The following is a 17,735-nucleotide window of genomic DNA, read 5'->3' on the forward strand; positions in this document are numbered from 1 at the left end:
TTATACGGCCTATGAAACAGGAGGGGAAGAAAATTGTACAAGCCGGTCAGTCTGTTTGTTTTGTTTATCTTTTTAACAGCAGTGATCCATATCAATGCTGTCCAATTCTTTGATGATACCGTGATGCAGGCAGCGGCTCATATGAGGCAGCCCTGGCTGAACCATGTCATGTTATGGTGTACCCAGCTTGGTTCGTCAGCTTTTTTATTGCCTCTGATTATCATAGTTGGAGCAGTGCTGCTGGCGTACGCCAAAACGTGGGACGGCATTTTGTTACTCGTCATGTTTCTTTGTGAACGTCTCTTGAACCGCGGTTTAAAAGATTGGATTGAAAGGGCGAGGCCCGCCTTTGAACCGCTCGTACGCGAAACGTCCTACAGCTTTCCGAGCGGACACTCCATGAATGCGGCGTGCGTGTATCCTATTATCGCGTATCTGTTAGTGAAGCATATCCCTTTTTTGACTGCCCGCAAAAAGGCGGTTTACACTCTTATTTGTGTTCTTGTCGCCCTTGTCGGCGCAAGCAGAATCTATCTTGGCGCGCATTTCTTTACAGATGTTCTCGGGGGCTTCAGTGTAGGATTTATGCTGTTTTTCCTCTTGAAACTTTTTGACGAAAAGTATAGGCCATTCGACAAAAATAGAGAGAGGAAAACCGGGGAAAAACGCTAATACTATAAAGAAATAAGAGGGAGGGATCTTGATGCCATTACCGTTGTCTGTATTTAAAAAGAAACCTTGTGCTTATGATGTGACAATTTTTCAAACACCCCGCTATGGTGAGAAAAAAGGTTATAAAGTCGTCTATCGGACGGAACTTGACGGCAGCAATCATCAAGAAGTGCTGAAAAGGGCATTTTCAACATTTAATGTTTTTGATACAGTCCCAAATGATTATCAGGCAAGGTTTATGGCGACAGGAGATGTGATCCTGATTGATGAAGGTAAAAGAGGCAAAACCTATTATAAACTGCTTTCCACAGGCTGGAGCAAGATTAACCGCCTGATTGTACAAGCCACATAACGAAAAAAACTGCGGACGCCCGCAGTTTTTCTTTATCTTTAAGGCTTTCGCTTAGCAGCGGAATGCTCTTTTCCATGCGCTTCTTCAGCCGCAATGACATCTTCAGCTGGCACATGGTTATTCTTTTTTTGTCCGGTTACTCGGTTTCGCTGTTTTTTGCCCATGTTCTACACCCCTCCTTTTGCTATTAGGTTTTCATGTAACCGTTTGAATTATCCGTAACCGCCGACTTTTAAGCCTGAATCATTTTCTTTTTTTCACCCATTCATTTATAATCAATGCTGAAGTTTGTCTCATCGTTCCATTCATTGTAAAATGAAAGGGACGACATAATGGTAGTGCAGGAGGAATAAAACATGAGTGTACATATAGGTGCGGAAAAAGGGCAGATTGCCGATACAGTGCTGCTGCCGGGAGATCCGCTCAGAGCCAAATTTATCGCTGAAACGTATCTTGAAGATGTGGAATGCTACAATGAAGTAAGAGGCATGTACGGCTTTACGGGCACGTATAAAGGGAAAAAAATATCCGTTCAAGGAACAGGAATGGGTGTGCCGTCTATTTCAATTTATGTGAATGAATTGATTCAGAGCTATGATGTGCAGAATTTAATCAGAGTAGGGTCTTGCGGTGCCATCCGTGAAGATGTTAAAGTTCGCGATGTGATTTTGGCGATGACCTCCTCAACAGATTCACAAATGAACCGGGTCGCTTTCGGCAGCATTGATTTTGCTCCGTGCGCAGATTTTGATCTTCTCAATCATGCATATGAAGCGGCTAAACAAAACGGTGTCCCTGTAAGAGTGGGCAGCGTATTTACAGCCGATCAATTTTACAATGAAGATTCACAAATCGCAAAGCTTGCAAAATACGGCGTGCTCGGTGTAGAAATGGAAACGACAGCTTTGTACACATTAGCGGCAAAGCATAACAGAAAAGCACTTTCTATCCTGACTGTGAGCGATCATGTATTGACAGGTGAAGAGACAACGGCAGAAGAGCGCCAAACAACTTTTCATGATATGATAGAAGTGGCTTTACATTCTGTATCTTAATTGGATAAAAAGAGGCATGCTGGAAGCAGCGGCCTTTTCTTTATGGGTAAAGCATGATTCGGAAAAAGGAAGGTAATGGTGTAATGAAAAAAACCAATAAATGGTTCTCGCTGGCCGCCGCGCTCAGTGTAACGGCAATTGTCGGAACGGGCTGCAGTATCTCTAACGGAGACGATAAAAAGGATACGCAATCCTCTGCCGAAACCAAACAGTCAGATGAGAATTCACCAAACAGCAAAACAGCAACAAACACAACGGACAAGGAGTTTTTGCTCGAAAGCAAATACTTTAATAATATCAAGGAAGTCAACGGACTGGAAACGATCCAAAATCCGGACAACACCCTGGCGCTTGTGAATAAGGAATACGCACTGCCGGGAACCTATGAACCTAGTGATCTCGTCATCCCGAATGTAAAATTTTCTTTTGATGAAAAAATCCAAAAAAGATATATCAGAAAAGAAGCGGCTAAAGCGTTAGAAGAATTGTTTAAAGCGGGAAAAGAGAAAGGCTACGAGCTTGCTGCTGTATCAGGATACCGTGCTTATGACAGACAAGAAGTGATTTTTAACAATGAAGTCAGTCAAAAAGGCGAAAAGAAAGCGAAGGAAGCGGTTGCCTATCCTGGACAAAGCGAGCATCAGACAGGGCTTGCGATGGATATTTCCAGCAGAAGCAACGGTTTTGAACTCAATGAAGCGTTTGGTGGTACAGACGATGGCAAATGGGTACAGAATCACGCGTATGAATACGGTTTTATCATCCGCTATCCTAAAGGTAAAGAAGATATCACAAAATATGAATATGAACCATGGCATTTACGTTATGTAGGCAAAAAAGCAGCCAAAGTCATCCATGATCACGGTTTAACGCTGGAAGAATATTTTAATGAAGTGAAGAAAGTATAGGAGAAAGCCCGCTTGCAACAGTTCAAGCGGGCTTTTTTCTGCATTAAAAAAAGAACAATCCTGCCAGTGCCACACCGGCAATAAATCCGAGGCCGATGCCATACGCTCCGTATCCATACCCATAGCCGCCGTAATAGCCGCCATAAAATCCAAGTCCGAAGCCTCCTGGGCCGGATTGATGAACAGGTGTGATGAAGACTTTGCTGTTTGTGACACGGGTAATTCTGCCAACGTGAACCCTGCCGTTTTTTTCTGTAATTCTAGCAACTTTTCCTTGATGCTGGCGGCAGAGATGATAATACTTTTCCAATATGATTCCCTCCTATCCTGCCTTTCTATCAGCTTATGATAGATTTTCTAAAAAGGTTGGACGAAAGCAGGAGGTTAAACGCCGATTTACTTATACGCGAAAAAGACACAGTGCCCCATATACTCGCTGTATGTCTGCATGAGCTCATAATGGGCTTGCAGCGTGTCATAGTAAATCGGCGGAATTGAAAGGGACAAATCCATTTCAGTTGTCGGTTCAAGATCGGTATTCTCTTGATGAAGTTCAATTGTTTCTGTTTTTCGAAAGCCATGCTGCATCATCGTTTGCTTCCATTCAGCCTCATCAAATAACTCGGTAAAACCATAGAAATCCATCATTTTTTTCTTTTCTGTTCCGGACAGAGGTTTTTTCAGCGCTGCTTCTATTCCAATCAGCATTCCGCCGGGCTTCAGCACCCGGTAAATGTCCGGCAGCGAGGATGGAATATGAGAGAAGCTGAGAACAGATTCCGAAAGTACGGCAGAAAAGGTTTCAGAGGAAAAGGGAAGCTCTTCAAGATTAGCGAGAAAAGCGGGAATTGACAGTCCTTCACTTGCGAATCTTTTTTTTGCCTTTTCCAGCATGACGGGGTCTTTGTCAATTACAGTGACAGGATACAATAAATGTCCCAAATATGAGGCGGTCTGCCCGGTTCCGCACCCGGCATCAAGGATCGGCAGGTTAGAGGGCAGAGCGGCCTTCTGTAATACGGTTTTCGTGAAAGCAAGCCCGCCCGGATGTGCTCCCGCAACGCCGAATAAGGCAAGCATTTCTAAATAGCGGCTCAAAGTTCGATTCCTCCCTTCTGCGTCAGCATATGTTGAGAGAAAAACATAGGTTTACCTATAAGGGAAAGAAAGGCGCGAATCTTCATTTTAGGGTTCGAGTTGACGAATAGAGGTTCGTCTATGATAATAATGTAAGAATAAAAAGGTGGTGTTTAATTGAAACGGCAACTTAAACTGTTTTTTATCGTGCTGATCACAGCGGTCGTCGCCTCGGCGCTTACTTTGTTTATTACCGGCAATTCCTCCATTCTCGGCGAGAAATCAGCCAGTACCGGAGATAGCAAATTCGATAAGCTGAATAAAGCATATGAGCAGATCAAAAGTGATTATTACAAAAAAACAGATGACGACAAATTAGTAGACGGAGCAATTAAAGGAATGATTGAATCCCTGGACGATCCATATTCAACCTATATGAATCAAGAGGAAGGAAAATCATTTGAAGAAAGCATTTCCTCTTCCTTTGAGGGCATCGGCGCTCAAGTAGAGGAAAAAGACGGTGAGATTTTAATCGTATCACCGATAAAAGGATCGCCTGCCGAAAAATCGGGAGTAAAACCGAAGGATCAAATCGTAAAAGTGAACGGCAAAAGCGTCAAAGGCATGAATGTGAATGAGGCTGTCGCTTTAATCCGCGGCAAAAAAGGCTCAAAAGTCAAACTAGTGCTGAACAGAGCCGGTGTGGGAGAAATTGATCTATCTATTAAAAGAGATACCATTCCGGTAGAAACGGTATACTCCGAGATGAAAGAAAACAACATCGGAGAAATTCAAATCACATCATTCTCAGAATCAACTTCAAAAGAACTGACAGAAGCGATCGACAGTTTGGAGAAAAAAGGCGCCAAAGGCTATATCTTGGACCTGAGAGGAAATCCGGGCGGCTTGATGGATGAGGCCATTACAATGAGCAACCTGTTTATTGATAAGGGTAAAAATATCATGCAGGTTGAGTATAAAGATGGAACAAAAGAAGTCATGAAAGCAAAAAAAGACCGCCAAGTCACAAAACCGACTGTTGTTCTCGTGAATGACGGCACAGCAAGCGCCGCAGAAATTATGGCAGCGGCTCTTCACGAATCGTCAGGGATTCCGTTGATCGGAGAGACAACTTTTGGAAAAGGAACCGTGCAAACGGCTAAAGAATATGACGACGGTTCAACAGTCAAACTGACGATGGCCAAATGGCTGACAGCGGACGGAGAATGGATTCACAAAAAAGGCATTACGCCTCAGGTGAAAGCGGCACTCCCTGATTATGCGAAGCTGCCGTATTTGGACGCTGATAAAACATATAAATCCGGTGATTCCGGCAATAACGTAAAAGTTGCCCAGCAAATGCTGAAGGCGCTTGGTTATAAAGTGAATGTCAACAGCACATATGACAAAGCGTTCGAATCGGTTGTGAAACAATTCCAAGCAAAAGAAAAGCTGAAAGAAACGGGCGTTCTTACTGGAGATACAACGACAAAATTAATGATGGAACTGCAAGGAAAACTGTCCGACAATGATACTCAAATGAAACAAGCAATCGAAACCTTGAAGAAAAAGATGTAAAGAAAAAACCATACGCGGAGACCCGCGTATGGTTTTTTATGCGCCTTTTTGATTTGGATTTGAAGGTCGCTGCTTATTAAATAAGCCTTCAATTACAGGGTTAGTCCCTGCTTTTTTCACAAATAACGGGTTGAGGATCACAACAGCGGCGACGTTTGCTGCCAAGCCCCAGAATCCTTCGTAAATACCGTGTGAAGACTGTGTGATATACACAGTAAAAGTAACAGCGAGTCCGGCTAATAAACCGATAATCGTCGCTTCTCTCGTTTGCTTTTTCCAAAACAGGCTCACGGCAATGGCCGGGAAAATCTGAACCATGCCGGAAACACCTAAAAGCTGCAGCGTCACTAGCGCAGTAGGGAAGAGCATTCCGAAAAGTAAAGCAAGCCCGATTACGACAAACACCATTGATCGGGTGATCATCGTCAGTTTCTTTTGAGAAACATTCGGATGAAGCAAGTCGCGATATAAGTTGTTCGCGAATAAATTAGACGCCCCGATTGCCATAATGGAACACGGAATAAGTGAAGCAAGGGCAATGGTAGAGTAAGCAAACCCTTGTGCGACGCCGCCATACGACATTTGAATTAAATGAAGAAGCGCCAGTCTCGGATTTGTATCCTCAGGCAAAACAAGAAACGCAATAAAGCCAAGAAAAATGACAAGAATCAGCACGATATTATAAAGCGGCAAAAACATGCTGTTCTTCCGGACGGCATCAGCGCTTTTGGCCGTAAAAACGCCAGTGGCGGCATGGGCCCACATAAACAGCGCCAAAGCGGACACAATAGAGGCTGTGATAAACCACGGGATGCCTTTAGGGCCTTCTGTCGGAATCGTCAGCATTTGCGGCGCTTCTTTCACCAGCGTATCTATCATCGGGGTCCAGCCGTTAAAGTGAATGATCGGAAGAGACACAACCATAAACAGCATAATCACCCATACTAAAATATCTTTAATAATAGCAGTGTATGTAGGTCCTTTAATTCCGCTGAAAAATGTGTAAAGAGCTACAAGAATAAATGAAATAATCACAACGAACTTTACGTTAATATAACCTGTTCCTGCAACCTGAAGCGTGTCTTGTATCCCGCTTAGCTGAAGACAAATATACGGAATCAGCATGAACACGCCGACAATGGCGACAAGGCTTGCCAAAAGTTTGCTGTCGAAGCGTTCCCGCGCATAATCGGCAAGTGTGGTTAATTTGTGGATTTTTGCGACCTTCCAAAGTTTCGGCAAAAAGAAATAAGCGATAAAGTACGCTAAGACAGAGTAAGGGATGGCGAAAAAGGCGACACTGCCTCCTGTATAAGCGGTACTAGTAAGCCCTAAGAATGTATAGGCGGTGTATAAATCTGCCCCAACTAAAAACCAGACGAGAAGCCCGCCGAAACGTCTGCCTCCGACAGACCATTCTTCAACAGATGTTCTGGAGGATTTGTCTCTTCCGGCGACAAAACCGATACAGACAACAGTTAAAACAATAACGGCTGTGATAAGAAGTGCGGTTAAATTACCTTGCATTATTCAATTCCTCCATCTTTTTTCTGCAACCTATAAATACACAATGAGCATAATGGCGTAATGACAATCCACAGCAGCAGCCAAAAGTGGAAAAAAGGAAGCCCGAACATAATCGGTTCAATCCGGTTAACCAGCGGAAGCAGCGCGAGCTGACCGGAGGGTAAGAGAATAAGAAGGATAATCAGTGCTTTTTTTACCATTTACTTTCCCCCTGAAACGTGATAATGCTCACTATCATAGCAGTTGTAAGATAAGATCACAAGATAATTATTAGAAAAAAGTGATTTTTTAAATTACTTTATTCAAACACATTATTTGCATTCCGAAAAAAATAAAATTACAATAATAAATATCTCGAAATCAAGATAAATGGGAGTGAGAAAATGAAAACAGCAGGATTACATCATGTCACTGCATTTGCAAAAGATCCGCAAGAGAATCTGCGTTTTTATACAGAGGTGCTGGGGCTTCGCCTCGTTAAAAAAACAGTCAATTTTGATGATCCCGGAACATATCATTTTTATTTCGGCAACCAAAACGGTGAGCCTGGCACGATCATCACGTTCTTTCCTTTCCAAGGGAGCGGCCGGGGGACTGTAGGCAAAGGCCAGGCGGGAAGAATCTATTTTTCAGTGCCGGAAGGGTCGCTCTTTTTCTGGAAAACAAGGCTTGAAAAGAATGGAATGCAAGTAACGGAACAAACATTATTGTCTGAACAAATTCTTTTGTTTCATGATACGGAGGACCTCCCGCTCGCCATTATGGAAGATGCCCAAAGCAAAAAAAGCGAATGGACGGCAGAAGGTTTAACAAAAAACGAGGCAATCATAGGGATGAAAGGGGCTTTGCTTTATTCTTACGCCCCAGAAGCGACCATTCAATTTTTGATTGAAAAGTTTGGATACAATAAAATCCAGGAAGAAGATCAAATTGTAAGACTCAAGTCCTCCGCGGATATAGGCGATATCATCGATGTCCATCTTCGTCCTGAAAAAAGAGGATCAGGCGGTTATGGCACCGTTCATCACGTGGCATTTCGAACAACGAGTGAGGAACAGGCGAAGTGGAAGGACGTGCTTCTGGCTGAACGCCTTTCATCCTCAGAAATCCTTGACAGAGAATATTTCACATCTATTTATTTTCGGGAACGAGGGGGCATTTTATTTGAAATGGCGACAGATGATCCGGGATTTATGACAGATGAGACATTTGAAGAGCTTGGCACCTCGCTGAAGCTTCCGGAATGGCTGGAAAAGCACCGAAAACAAATTACTGACATACTGCCGGGCATTAAGGGGGATATATAAATGAAATATATTTATGAAAAAGGAACATCTGACAACGTACTGCTGCTGCTGCACGGAACCGGAGGAAATGAGCATGATCTTCTCTCGCTCGGACGTTTCATAGACCCGGACGCTCATCTGCTCGGTGTCAGGGGCTCAGTGCTTGAACATGGTATGCCTCGCTTTTTCAAACGGCTGAGTGAAGGTGTGTTTGATGAGGAAGATTTGGTTGAACGGACAAAAGAATTAAAGGATTTTATCGACGAAGCGGCCGAGACGCTTAAATTCAATCGGAATAACGTTATTGCAACTGGATATTCAAATGGTGCAAATATCGCCGCAAGCCTGCTCTTTCACTTTGGCGGAGCAGTAAAGGGAGCCATTCTTCACCATCCGATGGTTCCGATTCGCGGATTGGAACTTCCGGATATGAAAGGATTGCCTGTATTTATCGGAGCGGGTAAGCATGACCCTTTATGTACGAGAGCAGAAACAGAGGAACTTCAGCAATATTTGAATGAAGCGGGGGCATCTACTGCCGTTTATTGGCAAGAAGGAGGACATCAGCTTACACAGCAGGAAGCGGAACAGGCGCGGATGTGGTACCAAGACGCTTTTCTATAAAAAAACCTTAGTCCGGCATGGCCGGGCTAAGGTTTTTTTCATATGCTTACAGCCACGTCGAAACCTCTGATACAGGCAGACGGTTGCTTTGATGAGCAGGCTTTACTGCTTTGCCGATTGAAATCAGCATGACCGGAACAAAGCGGTCGCTTACGTCAAATTGCTCTTGAAACTGCTCTTTGTTAAATCCGCCGATTGCGCAAGTATCATAACCTTTCGCTTTTGCGGCAATCATAAGCTGCATAGCAGCCAATGAAGCATTTAAGAAAGCAGAATCACGGGCGAATTGTTCGTTTTGATAAGCGCCGTTAATCTGTCCGAGCAGCGTCTGTTTAATCTCATCTGTGATGAGACCTTGCTTTGCCAATTCTCCGTATACGTCTTCACCGTTTTCATTTGCTTTTAAATCGCCTAAAATAGCAACGACGGCAGATGATTCGATGATTTGCTTTTGGTTATAGGCTACCGGCAATAGGGCTGCTTTTGCTTCATCGCTGTGGAACACAGTGAAATGCCAATGCTGAAGGTTCCAAGCGGATGGCGCTTTCGTTGTAAGCTCCAATAGCTCAGTCATTTCTTCTTTCGAAATCGTTGCATTCTTATCGTATTCTTTTACTGATGCACGCTGTTGTAAAATATCCAGTGTATTCGTCATAGTATTTCCTCCTCCAATTAAACGTGGTATGATAGTAGAAAAGTTAGAAACTTACTAAATGTAACTTGAGAACTCATTTTAATTGATCATTTAATTCTTGTCAATAAATGAAAGGATGAAGACATGTGGGATTTACAATGTGCCCTAAAATGGAATCTGCTTTTTCTTTATTAGGAAAGCGATGGAATGGCCTTATCATCCATGTATTAATGGACGGCCCAAAACGATTTAAAGAGATAACTGAAACGATTCCGATGATCAGCCAAAAAATGCTGGCTGAACGGCTGAAAGAGCTTGAACAAATGAAGATCGTTGAGCGGCAGGTGCTGCCGGAAACCCCTGTGAAAGTGATCTATAATCTAACCGAAAAAGGAAAAGCTCTGCAAGCTGTTTTTCAAGAAATGCAAACATGGGCGGATAAGTTTTGTGAGCCGGAAGAGACTGGTCACCATGAGAAATAAATATACAGCAGGAATAAACCGGAGGAGCTAAAAAGCAGATTATACACGTTGTAACGTGCTGAACAGAGGGACACCGTTCAAATGAAAGAACGTGACCTGAAAAGGCGAGTCGGCAATGCGATTTTTGAAACCTTCAGAATTAAGGGCATAGGACAATCCAAAATTGATTCGTGACGTTTCCATCACCTTGGTGGAAACGTTTTTATTTGCCCATAAACACGACGATGAAGAGGAGGCAAAACATTTCTTCTTAATCATCGTGCGGGCGATTTTTATAATTGACTTCCAGACTTCAATAACTAACCATGAATAATGCGCTAACTGCAAAGCGGTCCTGTTTATTAGAGTTTTCCAGTTAAAAACTGAGCCTCACCCAGCCCGAAACTCCAATCAGCGTCACCGTTTTCTGTGATGGAAACCATTAGGTCATCGGGTGATATACCACACTCAGCTTCAAGTTTCTGTGCCAGCAAAGCGTATAAAGTCTCTTTTTGGCTTTCAATCCTAGCCTTGCTGACGATGCTGATAATGACTACATCTTTACTTCTTTTCAAACCAAGACCCGTGTCTTCAATAATGAGTTCATTCGCCGGGTGCTGGTGAACGATTTGATAACGGTCCCGTTCAGGTACGGCAAACGCCTCTGTCATAGCATTATGGGCAGCATCCAATAACTTTTTCAATTGCTTTTCAGCGCGTCCTTCTATCAAATCAAAACGTAATAATGGCATATTTGTTAACCTCCCCGATTGTTATAGGATAATAGAATGGATAAAAACATTCTTAGCGTGTCCTTAACTCATAACATAACATCCTATTTTTGCAGTAACTTGATGAGAAATATAACACATAACCAAGAGTTAATCAACACATTACTATTTGGGTGGTTTATAACTCAGCATACAATAAACAATCTATACGAATAAATAATGATCCTTTAAAGATTTGTTGGCAACTTCTCGTGAGGATTTTAGTATAAAACCAAAAGATGATCAAAATATAACTTAAATATGCTAATAACTTCTTTTTTAAATAGTGTGAAAGCGCATTCTTTTGGAAGGTTCTGTCTATCAGGCGTGACACCGCCAATGACTGATATATTTGAAAGGAGGTTCAACGCCTTGTTTTTACAGTCTTTTCATCTGATGTAAGAGCAGAATGCATATAATCAAACGATCTTTATCAATCAAAATATGGATGCGAGTGCCTGGAGGTCGTGTTAATGCCTATTCTAATTGTCGCTATAGGGGTTCTAATTCTTTTATTTCTTATCAAAGTAAAATGAAATACCTTTGTATCGCTCGTTGTCGTCTCATTTTTAGTTGCGATTGGTCTGGGAATGGATCTAAACAAAATTGTACTCTCGATTGAAACTGGAATCGGCGGACAGCTGGGGCATTTGGCCTTAGTGTCTGGATTCGGTGCGATGATTGGTAAGCTTGTTTCAGATGCCGGAAGAGGTTATCGGATAGCGATTACATTAATCAATAAATTTGGCAGACGAAAAATTTAATTTGCAGCGGTGATTGCATCTTTTATTATTGGCATCGCTTTATTTTTTGAAGTCGGTCTTGTCCTGTTAATTCCGATTATCTATGCCGTATCAAGAGAATTAAAAGTTCCTTTCCTCTATCTTGGCATCCCGATGGCAGCTGCGTTAAATGTGACTCACGGTTCCTTCCCGCCGCATCCGGCTCCTACCGCAATCTCGGTTGCATATGCGCTAATATCGGATAAGTCTGCATATTTATTACATCAACTAGGATGTCAAAATCGGTTTTGGTGTCGCTCATAACGTTCACCTCTTGCCTTTATATTGGCGATATAATGCTAATATATTTCTATCTTACAATATAACAAAAGTATATTTAAAAGCGAAACAATAAAAAAGTGCCTGAAGACAGCGAGGATTTACAACGATAAGCATTTTGATACAAGTTTTATGAGACATGATGAAGTCTAATTTAAAGGTGATTTGATTATGTACCAATAGGCTTTACTCTATTGAGATTGTGAAGTTTCCTACTTAAACTAACGGGGCAGGATAGTTGAAGAGTGCTGTTTAAACTTTGTTCAACAATGGGGTCAGATTATAGAATAAAGGGAAGGAATCTCGTAGAGTAAGGAGAATACCTTGAAAGGGAGATCTTTACCACCTGAAGTGAAAAAGCACATTCACTTGGAAGTTGTAGTGGAATGGAGTGGTTCGGCAAACTTACAAAAAAGATGGTTATCACTGACGGTCATTTGTCCAGAGTTGTCTTACCATATCGATGTAATTCGAAGAAAAAAGAAGGAGGAATATTTGCTGAAAAAACATCGTGCGTTACAGTTGTATGATTATCATGTTTGGGCGAACAACAAGTTTTTCGGGAGATTGAAAGAATTGCCGAAGGACATTTATGATCGGGAAATTCAAAGTGTTTTTCCCTCGATTGCAGAGACGCTCGTTCATACTTATAGGGGAGATACAATATGGCTTGGTGTAATGCGGAAGAATAGTATGGATGAGATTCAAGCTTCCATCGCTCAGGCACAAGAGAAGACCAAGGATAAGGGTCTTGAGGAAATGGAGAAGCTGTTTCGTTATTTGTCAGAAGAGTATCAAATATTTCTTAACAATGAAAGTGATTTAGATAAAGAGATTTCCCCCCAACATCCTCAATTTGGGCGTTTAGATACTCATCTTTCCGAATTGGTTCAGCATGTTGTCAACCACGGCACATATCATCGCGGAAATCTCACGGCGATGATACATCAACAAGGTTACTCAAGTGTACCCACTGATTATGTTTTCTATCTTTATGAAATCAGTTCAACGAAATAGTTTTTCCTAAACTTTTATCCGGAAGATAAATAAAGTATGCATCTAATTTTCGCAATCGGGCACGATTCTTTCATAAGGTTCGCTTTTCTTCATCAACTAACGGGTGCGTTAGTTCTATAAGATTAAGATTTTTAACACCGTTCGCATAATGGGAACGGTGTTTTTACTTTTATAAATACGGCCATACTCCTCGTAAAAAGGAGTGCTTCCACATTTGGCGTCTGTCAACGGTAAGCGGACCGAAGGGGGCATTAAGGAGTTGATATTTGCCAAGACCCTCTGGCATTGACAAAACTTTGTTTTGTCCTGCCTATCGGCGAGGGAGCCCCAAAGAAGTGGAGGTTGGGGGTTGATGTTTTAGCTTTTGCTCGCAATTTATACAGTGGGATATGCTCGTAAGATTTCAATGCAGGATATCGGACATTCATTATCACAATCATTCTTTCAAAATTGCCAAGATGCTATTAACCATAGGCGGCGCTGCTTTTAAATAAGTGCTTGTGGACGGAGGTGGCGGTGATTATGTGGCATATTTGTTCAGCCAAACATATATGTCTCCTCTGCTGGTCGCATGGATAATTGCCACTGTCCTGTGGCTTTGCTTAGGGTCTGCAACGGTAGCGCGCTTACGATTGCCGGGATGGTAGCGCCATTGATGGCGGCAAATACAGTCAATCCGGGGATTGATGGTGCTTGCAACCGGAGCTGGAAGTGTGATTGCCTGCCATGTAAACGATGCTGGCTTTTGGATGGTCAAAGAATTTTTCGGCCTGAGTTTGAAGGAAACGTTTCAAACGTGGACTTTGCTGACAACAGTCCTTTCAGAAACGGACTCGGCTATGTTTTATTATTAGGGATGTTTCTTTATACCTGAATACCTGTAACGGGTCCGGGTTGTTTTGAACCATTGGCGAGTAAGCTCAAAATTCAACGAAAAAATGATTTATGAAGATTCGCCCAATCGTTTTTTCTCCTGTATGAATACCTTTAATATAGGCAGACATAAAGGAGGAAAAGAAGATGTACCCTCATCATGCATATTATCGCGGGAATCCAGGACCTGCAGGTTATCCGGCGCGAAATCCTTTTTTGTTTGGCGCTCCTTTAGTCGGCGGTTTGTTAGGCGGTTTTCTCGGGAGTGCTCTGTTTAACTATCCAAGGCCATATCCTTATCCGCCTCCATACGGATACGGAGGCGTCCCCTACGGCCAGGGGCCAGGCGTGCCATACGGCGGCGGAGGCTATCCCTCTTATTATTAGTAAAAACGGTCTGCATTTTATGCAGACCGTTTTTTACCTCATGATTTCAACTTCGGACAGATTGTAATCATCGTGCTTTAAAAACATGACTTCCAGCAGGCCGTCTTTATATACCGCTTTTGTGCCTTTGCGTTTCACCAGGCTTGGGAGGACCACCTTTTTTTGCTGATCCTTTTGGTGGAAATTCTCTACGAACAGCGCCTGTGAAGTGTGCTTGATTTTAATATTATCAATCTGCTCTTTGGCGGCGGGGATTTTTACAAAAACATGATCTGCTGTTTCAAAAATATCTATCTCCGGCGCGGCGTCCATTGATTTTTCTTTTTTAGGAAGCGGATCGCGAAATGGAAATTGTGCCGCATGATTGGAACCGAACACGCTTTCCATGACGCGATTTACATAGTCCTCTACATCTTTTGGATCTGCGTTTTTTAAAGCTTCCTTTGAAAATTGATTTTGGAAAGGGAAATACTTGTTCCATTCAAACATCTCATCACAGCCTTTCTTAACGGACAAAATAGTATATGCCCACTCGATCTTTCACGTGATATAATATAAGCTGCTCTAAAGAAAGGCAGGGGGTTGATTTGTACAATTCTTCAACTAAAAAAGGGATCATTTATACAGCGGTTTCATTTGTGCTGTGGGGATTATTTCCGCTCTATTGGAAGCTGTTGGAGCATCTTCCCGCACTTGATATTTTAGCCCACCGCATCATATGGTCGTTTGTGTTTATGTGCATAGTGCTGGCTGTTTTGCGCCAGTGGAAAACGGGCTGGAAGGAACTTCTTTCTTTAAAAAAGAAAGGCGGTTTTTTGTCGCTTCTGCTTGCCTCTGTTTTAATTTCCATCAATTGGTTTGTATACATATGGGCTGTGAATCACGGCTTTTTGCTTGAAGCAAGTCTGGGGTACTATATTAATCCGCTTGTATCTGTATTGCTTGGCATTTTATTTCTAAAAGAAAGACTGAACCGGCTGCAGATTGTGGCCGTGTCTATTGCAGCGGCGGCTGTCATTATTTCTGCGTTCCAATACGGTTCAATTCCTTATATTGCGCTTCTCTTAGCATTCAGTTTCGGCTTGTACGGACTATGTAAAAAAAGAACAAGTCTTCCGAGCGCAATCGGTTTGACTCTGGAAACATTACTGATCACCCCGGCGGCTCTTTGTTATTTGTTGCTGGGCGCCCATCAGTCTGCAGGTGGGGTCAGCGGGGGAACCTGGCTGCTTCTCTTTTTTGCCGGCATATTTACAGCATTGCCGCTTCTGTTGTTCGCTGAAGGGGCGAAACGCCTGCCACTTTATCAAGTGGGAATTCTGCAATATATAGCACCGACGATTACCTTGCTGCTTGGGGTGTTTGTTTACCATGAAGCATTTACGGGAGCAAAAGCCTTTACGTTTGCCTGTATATGGGCTGCACTGCTTTTGTTTACGTTTTCACAAGTGAAATGGAAGCGGATATCGAAAAGCCATTAAGTCCTTTGGCTTTTCAGCGGCAGCTTAGATGAGTATAATCATTTCATGTATGTATGACATAAAGGAGCTGTACGATGGACAATGATAAAGAGATAGCGGCAGCTTACACCGCGCTCTGGAACAACCGTTCACTCGCCGGCGCCGGCATAGATGCGGTGCGGCAGGCCATTGATCTTGAGCTTTTGGATAAAATGACGCATCCGAGGCTTCGTAAACCTTTACTGGAAAAATATTTTTCCGCCATGCAGCGCATTGTGAATTCTCAGCTGAATCCGGTTGATAAGTACCGCTTGGTTGAGCTGCATACAGAACGCTTGCAGCACTTGAGAGAAGAAAGAGGGGAGCAGTTATGAAAGAAATCATAAAAGAAGAAGTGCAATCTTCTTTAGAACAATATGCGGATCGCCCTGTATATATCCATTTGGAGACGACAACAGGTTCCTATTCAGCTCATTTAAACGAAAAAAACATGACGGTTGTGGCTTATATCCGCAATGCGAAAGTCACGTATCACGAGGCGAAAATAAAAGGAAGCGGCCCATTTCGAGTCGGCTTGAAAACAGAAGAAGGCTGGATTTATGCTGAAGGCCTGACAGAATATACGATAGATGATGAGAACCGCTTGTTAATGGCGGGACACTTGCCGGGCGGAAAGCTGGCGATTTCGCTTCAAATCAGTGAAAAGCCGTTCACAGTCTAAAGAAAAGGGTGGAAGAATGATGAAAGAACATGTACTTGTGATCCTGCCGCACCCTGACGATGAATCATACGGAGTGGCGGGGCTGATTGCTTTAAACAGAAAAAAAGGAGTTCCCGTCACCTATGCCTGCGCGACACTCGGTGAAATGGGACGGAACATGGGAGATCCTTTCTTTGCAAATCGGGAAACACTGCCTTTGTTAAGAAAGCAGGAGCTGATTGATGCTTGTAAAGCGATGGATATTAATGATCTGAGAATGCTCGGACTGCGTGATAAAACGCTTGAGTTTGAAAATGATGAGTATTTGGCTGATATGATGGAAGCCATTATTGATGATGTCAAACCGAGCCTGATTGTTACATTTTATCCGGAGTACGGGGTTCACCCTGATCATGACGCATGCGGGGAAGCGGTGATCCGTGCGCTTTACCGGAAAAAGAAAGAAGATCGCCCTCGCACTCTTTGCATGGCCATTACCCGGGATAGAGAAGAAAGCCTCGGCGAGCCTGATGTCGTTCTTGATATCAAAGAAGTTGCAGATATCAAAATGAATGCCTTAAAAGCCCACCGCACCCAAACGGAAGGTATGCTGAGAGAGCTTGAAGCGAAATTGAAAAATAACGAACCGGTTTTGGCAACATGGTTCGAAGAAGAAGTATACTGGACGTATCAGTGGAATGACTAATCGGAGAAAAAAGGTATAAGGCGCAGGCCTTATACCTTCAGGCTGTCGAGAACTTACGACAGCCTTTTTTGAACTTCAACCACACAATATACTGGATAAATTTCACCGTTTTCTATACGCTGTACGTTCTTTATTTCTCCATTTAACTCTTTTCTCCGAGGGAATCTTTTTCCAAAAAACATGTGATAGTGCCAATAGATTTAATCCTGATTGTTTGTCAGTATAGACAGGGAAGAACATACCTTTTTTGTTTGTTAGGTATAGACCTTCTGTCCAAGTTAATGTTCTAATAGTTGGTTTTTTCCCCGCCCATGTAGCAATGGCACTTCCTGAGTATTTCCAAAAGTGATTTCCACGTAAACGCTGTCATTGCTATACAAAGAGTTAGAAATTCTCTCTACCCGATATTGCTCATTATTGGTGGCCTAGATAAGCCAACAACTCCATCAGATTTAGAAACAAGAATTGCGATCCTACGGAAAAAAGAATTAGGTTATGGTGGAACAAGTTTACTTATAATGTAATTTTTGGGCACTTGTAATCAAATTAAGAATATTCATAATATTCACTCGTGGATTCATGGTATT

22 protein-coding genes and 2 pseudogenes are annotated in these 17,735 nt (G+C 42.7%); 16 read left to right on the forward strand and 8 right to left on the reverse strand.

Annotation, left to right across the window (positions count from 1 at the left end):
* The first annotated feature begins 33 nt into the window (after positions 1 to 33).
* Together GXP75_RS19380 and GXP75_RS19385 are read left to right on the forward strand one after the other, a co-directional pair.
* Positions 34 to 672 carry a phosphatase PAP2 family protein gene (locus GXP75_RS19380; protein ID WP_242557658.1) on the forward strand — a complete coding sequence of 213 codons (639 nt, stop codon included), beginning with the start codon at positions 34 to 36 and terminating at the stop codon, positions 670 to 672.
* Between the two features lie 31 nt (positions 673 to 703).
* Complete coding sequence (locus GXP75_RS19385; RefSeq protein WP_003325757.1) at positions 704 to 1,024, forward strand: YodL domain-containing protein; 321 nt, start codon at positions 704 to 706, stop codon at positions 1,022 to 1,024.
* A 38-nt stretch (positions 1,025 to 1,062) separates the two neighbouring features.
* Here GXP75_RS19385 and GXP75_RS19390 read toward each other — a convergent pair whose 3' ends face one another.
* Complete coding sequence (locus GXP75_RS19390; RefSeq protein WP_003325758.1) at positions 1,063 to 1,188, reverse strand: hypothetical protein; 126 nt, start codon at positions 1,186 to 1,188, stop codon at positions 1,063 to 1,065.
* Positions 1,189 to 1,380: 192 nt separating this feature from the next.
* Between GXP75_RS19390 and deoD the strand changes: the two genes are divergently transcribed.
* Together deoD and GXP75_RS19400 are read left to right on the forward strand one after the other, a co-directional pair.
* Complete coding sequence (deoD, locus tag GXP75_RS19395) at positions 1,381 to 2,079, forward strand: purine-nucleoside phosphorylase (protein ID WP_061573071.1); 699 nt, start codon at positions 1,381 to 1,383, stop codon at positions 2,077 to 2,079.
* Between the two features lie 83 nt (positions 2,080 to 2,162).
* Positions 2,163 to 2,987, forward strand: a complete 825-nt coding sequence (locus GXP75_RS19400; RefSeq protein WP_242557659.1) for a M15 family metallopeptidase — start codon at positions 2,163 to 2,165, stop codon at positions 2,985 to 2,987.
* A 43-nt stretch (positions 2,988 to 3,030) separates the two neighbouring features.
* Here the strand turns inward: GXP75_RS19400 and GXP75_RS19405 are convergent, their stop codons facing one another.
* Together GXP75_RS19405 and GXP75_RS19410 are read right to left on the reverse strand one after the other, a co-directional pair.
* Positions 3,031 to 3,297 carry a hypothetical protein gene (locus tag GXP75_RS19405; RefSeq protein ID WP_061670161.1) on the reverse strand — a complete coding sequence of 89 codons (267 nt, stop codon included), beginning with the start codon at positions 3,295 to 3,297 and terminating at the stop codon, positions 3,031 to 3,033.
* An 86-nt stretch (positions 3,298 to 3,383) separates the two neighbouring features.
* Positions 3,384 to 4,085, reverse strand: coding sequence for a class I SAM-dependent methyltransferase (locus GXP75_RS19410; protein ID WP_214918917.1), 702 nt, complete (start codon positions 4,083 to 4,085; stop codon positions 3,384 to 3,386).
* A 156-nt stretch (positions 4,086 to 4,241) separates the two neighbouring features.
* Between GXP75_RS19410 and ctpA the strand changes: the two genes are divergently transcribed.
* Positions 4,242 to 5,642: a carboxy-terminal processing protease CtpA gene (gene ctpA, locus GXP75_RS19415; protein ID WP_242557660.1), complete on the forward strand. Its 1,401-nt coding sequence runs from the start codon at positions 4,242 to 4,244 to the stop codon at positions 5,640 to 5,642.
* 36 nt (positions 5,643 to 5,678) lie between these two features.
* Here ctpA and GXP75_RS19420 read toward each other — a convergent pair whose 3' ends face one another.
* Both GXP75_RS19420 and GXP75_RS19425 read right to left on the reverse strand, forming a co-directional pair.
* A complete protein-coding gene (locus tag GXP75_RS19420) occupies positions 5,679 to 7,169 on the reverse strand; it encodes a sodium:solute symporter family protein (RefSeq protein WP_010788951.1) in 1,491 nt (496 codons plus the stop codon).
* Complete coding sequence (locus GXP75_RS19425) at positions 7,169 to 7,369, reverse strand: DUF3311 domain-containing protein (protein WP_242557661.1); 201 nt, start codon at positions 7,367 to 7,369, stop codon at positions 7,169 to 7,171. The genes GXP75_RS19420 and GXP75_RS19425 overlap by 1 nt, the downstream gene beginning before the upstream one ends.
* Positions 7,370 to 7,552: 183 nt before the next feature.
* Here GXP75_RS19425 and GXP75_RS19430 point away from each other — a divergent pair, with 183 nt between their 5' ends.
* Positions 7,553 to 8,476 (forward strand): ring-cleaving dioxygenase, encoded by a 924-nt coding sequence (locus GXP75_RS19430; protein WP_242557662.1) that lies wholly within the window; start codon positions 7,553 to 7,555, stop codon positions 8,474 to 8,476.
* The gene (locus GXP75_RS19435) at positions 8,477 to 9,079 is read left to right on the forward strand and encodes an alpha/beta hydrolase (protein ID WP_242557663.1); all 603 of its coding nucleotides are present in this window, start codon (positions 8,477 to 8,479) and stop codon (positions 9,077 to 9,079) included.
* A gap of 46 nt (positions 9,080 to 9,125) precedes the next feature.
* On the opposite strand, the gene GXP75_RS19440 is transcribed toward GXP75_RS19435, so the two are convergent.
* Complete coding sequence (locus GXP75_RS19440; RefSeq protein ID WP_242557664.1) at positions 9,126 to 9,734, reverse strand: nitroreductase family protein; 609 nt, start codon at positions 9,732 to 9,734, stop codon at positions 9,126 to 9,128.
* Positions 9,735 to 9,859: 125 nt separating this feature from the next.
* Here GXP75_RS19440 and yodB point away from each other — a divergent pair, with 125 nt between their 5' ends.
* Positions 9,860 to 10,195 (forward strand): transcriptional regulator YodB, encoded by a 336-nt coding sequence (yodB, locus tag GXP75_RS19445; RefSeq protein WP_242557665.1) that lies wholly within the window; start codon positions 9,860 to 9,862, stop codon positions 10,193 to 10,195.
* A 341-nt stretch (positions 10,196 to 10,536) separates the two neighbouring features.
* On the opposite strand, the gene GXP75_RS19450 is transcribed toward yodB, so the two are convergent.
* Entirely contained in the window at positions 10,537 to 10,926 is a 390-nt protein-coding gene (locus tag GXP75_RS19450) for a tautomerase family protein (protein WP_242557666.1), read from the reverse strand.
* A 491-nt stretch (positions 10,927 to 11,417) separates the two neighbouring features.
* On the opposite strand from GXP75_RS19450, the pseudogene GXP75_RS19455 reads away from it, so the two are divergent.
* The 4 genes and pseudogenes from GXP75_RS19455 to GXP75_RS19470 form a co-directional block, all read left to right on the forward strand.
* A pseudogene (locus GXP75_RS19455) lies at positions 11,418 to 11,915 on the forward strand (GntT/GntP/DsdX family permease); the annotation flags it as partial.
* Positions 11,916 to 12,503: 588 nt separating this feature from the next.
* Positions 12,504 to 13,022, forward strand: a complete 519-nt coding sequence (locus GXP75_RS19460; RefSeq protein WP_242557711.1) for a DinB family protein — start codon at positions 12,504 to 12,506, stop codon at positions 13,020 to 13,022.
* 551 nt (positions 13,023 to 13,573) lie between these two features.
* Positions 13,574 to 13,876, forward strand: a pseudogene (locus tag GXP75_RS19465) (GntT/GntP/DsdX family permease).
* Between the two features lie 166 nt (positions 13,877 to 14,042).
* Positions 14,043 to 14,282: a hypothetical protein gene (locus tag GXP75_RS19470; RefSeq protein WP_214918475.1), complete on the forward strand. Its 240-nt coding sequence runs from the start codon at positions 14,043 to 14,045 to the stop codon at positions 14,280 to 14,282.
* 33 nt (positions 14,283 to 14,315) lie between these two features.
* Here GXP75_RS19470 and GXP75_RS19475 read toward each other — a convergent pair whose 3' ends face one another.
* A complete protein-coding gene (locus tag GXP75_RS19475) occupies positions 14,316 to 14,771 on the reverse strand; it encodes an Hsp20/alpha crystallin family protein (RefSeq protein WP_094232192.1) in 456 nt (151 codons plus the stop codon).
* A gap of 98 nt (positions 14,772 to 14,869) precedes the next feature.
* Between GXP75_RS19475 and rarD the strand changes: the two genes are divergently transcribed.
* From rarD to bshB2, 4 genes are all read left to right on the forward strand, one after another.
* A complete protein-coding gene (gene rarD, locus GXP75_RS19480) occupies positions 14,870 to 15,763 on the forward strand; it encodes an EamA family transporter RarD (protein ID WP_214918476.1) in 894 nt (297 codons plus the stop codon).
* 74 nt (positions 15,764 to 15,837) lie between these two features.
* The gene (locus GXP75_RS19485; protein WP_003325779.1) at positions 15,838 to 16,116 is read left to right on the forward strand and encodes a hypothetical protein; all 279 of its coding nucleotides are present in this window, start codon (positions 15,838 to 15,840) and stop codon (positions 16,114 to 16,116) included.
* Positions 16,113 to 16,463 carry a YojF family protein gene (locus GXP75_RS19490; protein WP_150223388.1) on the forward strand — a complete coding sequence of 117 codons (351 nt, stop codon included), beginning with the start codon at positions 16,113 to 16,115 and terminating at the stop codon, positions 16,461 to 16,463. The genes GXP75_RS19485 and GXP75_RS19490 overlap by 4 nt, the downstream gene beginning before the upstream one ends.
* A gap of 19 nt (positions 16,464 to 16,482) precedes the next feature.
* Positions 16,483 to 17,148, forward strand: coding sequence for a bacillithiol biosynthesis deacetylase BshB2 (gene bshB2, locus GXP75_RS19495; RefSeq protein ID WP_214918478.1), 666 nt, complete (start codon positions 16,483 to 16,485; stop codon positions 17,146 to 17,148).
* Positions 17,149 to 17,735: the final 587 nt, after the last annotated feature.

This window comes from Bacillus sp. HU-1818, from assembly GCF_022695965.1.
Classification (GTDB): domain Bacteria; phylum Bacillota; class Bacilli; order Bacillales; family Bacillaceae; genus Bacillus; species Bacillus atrophaeus.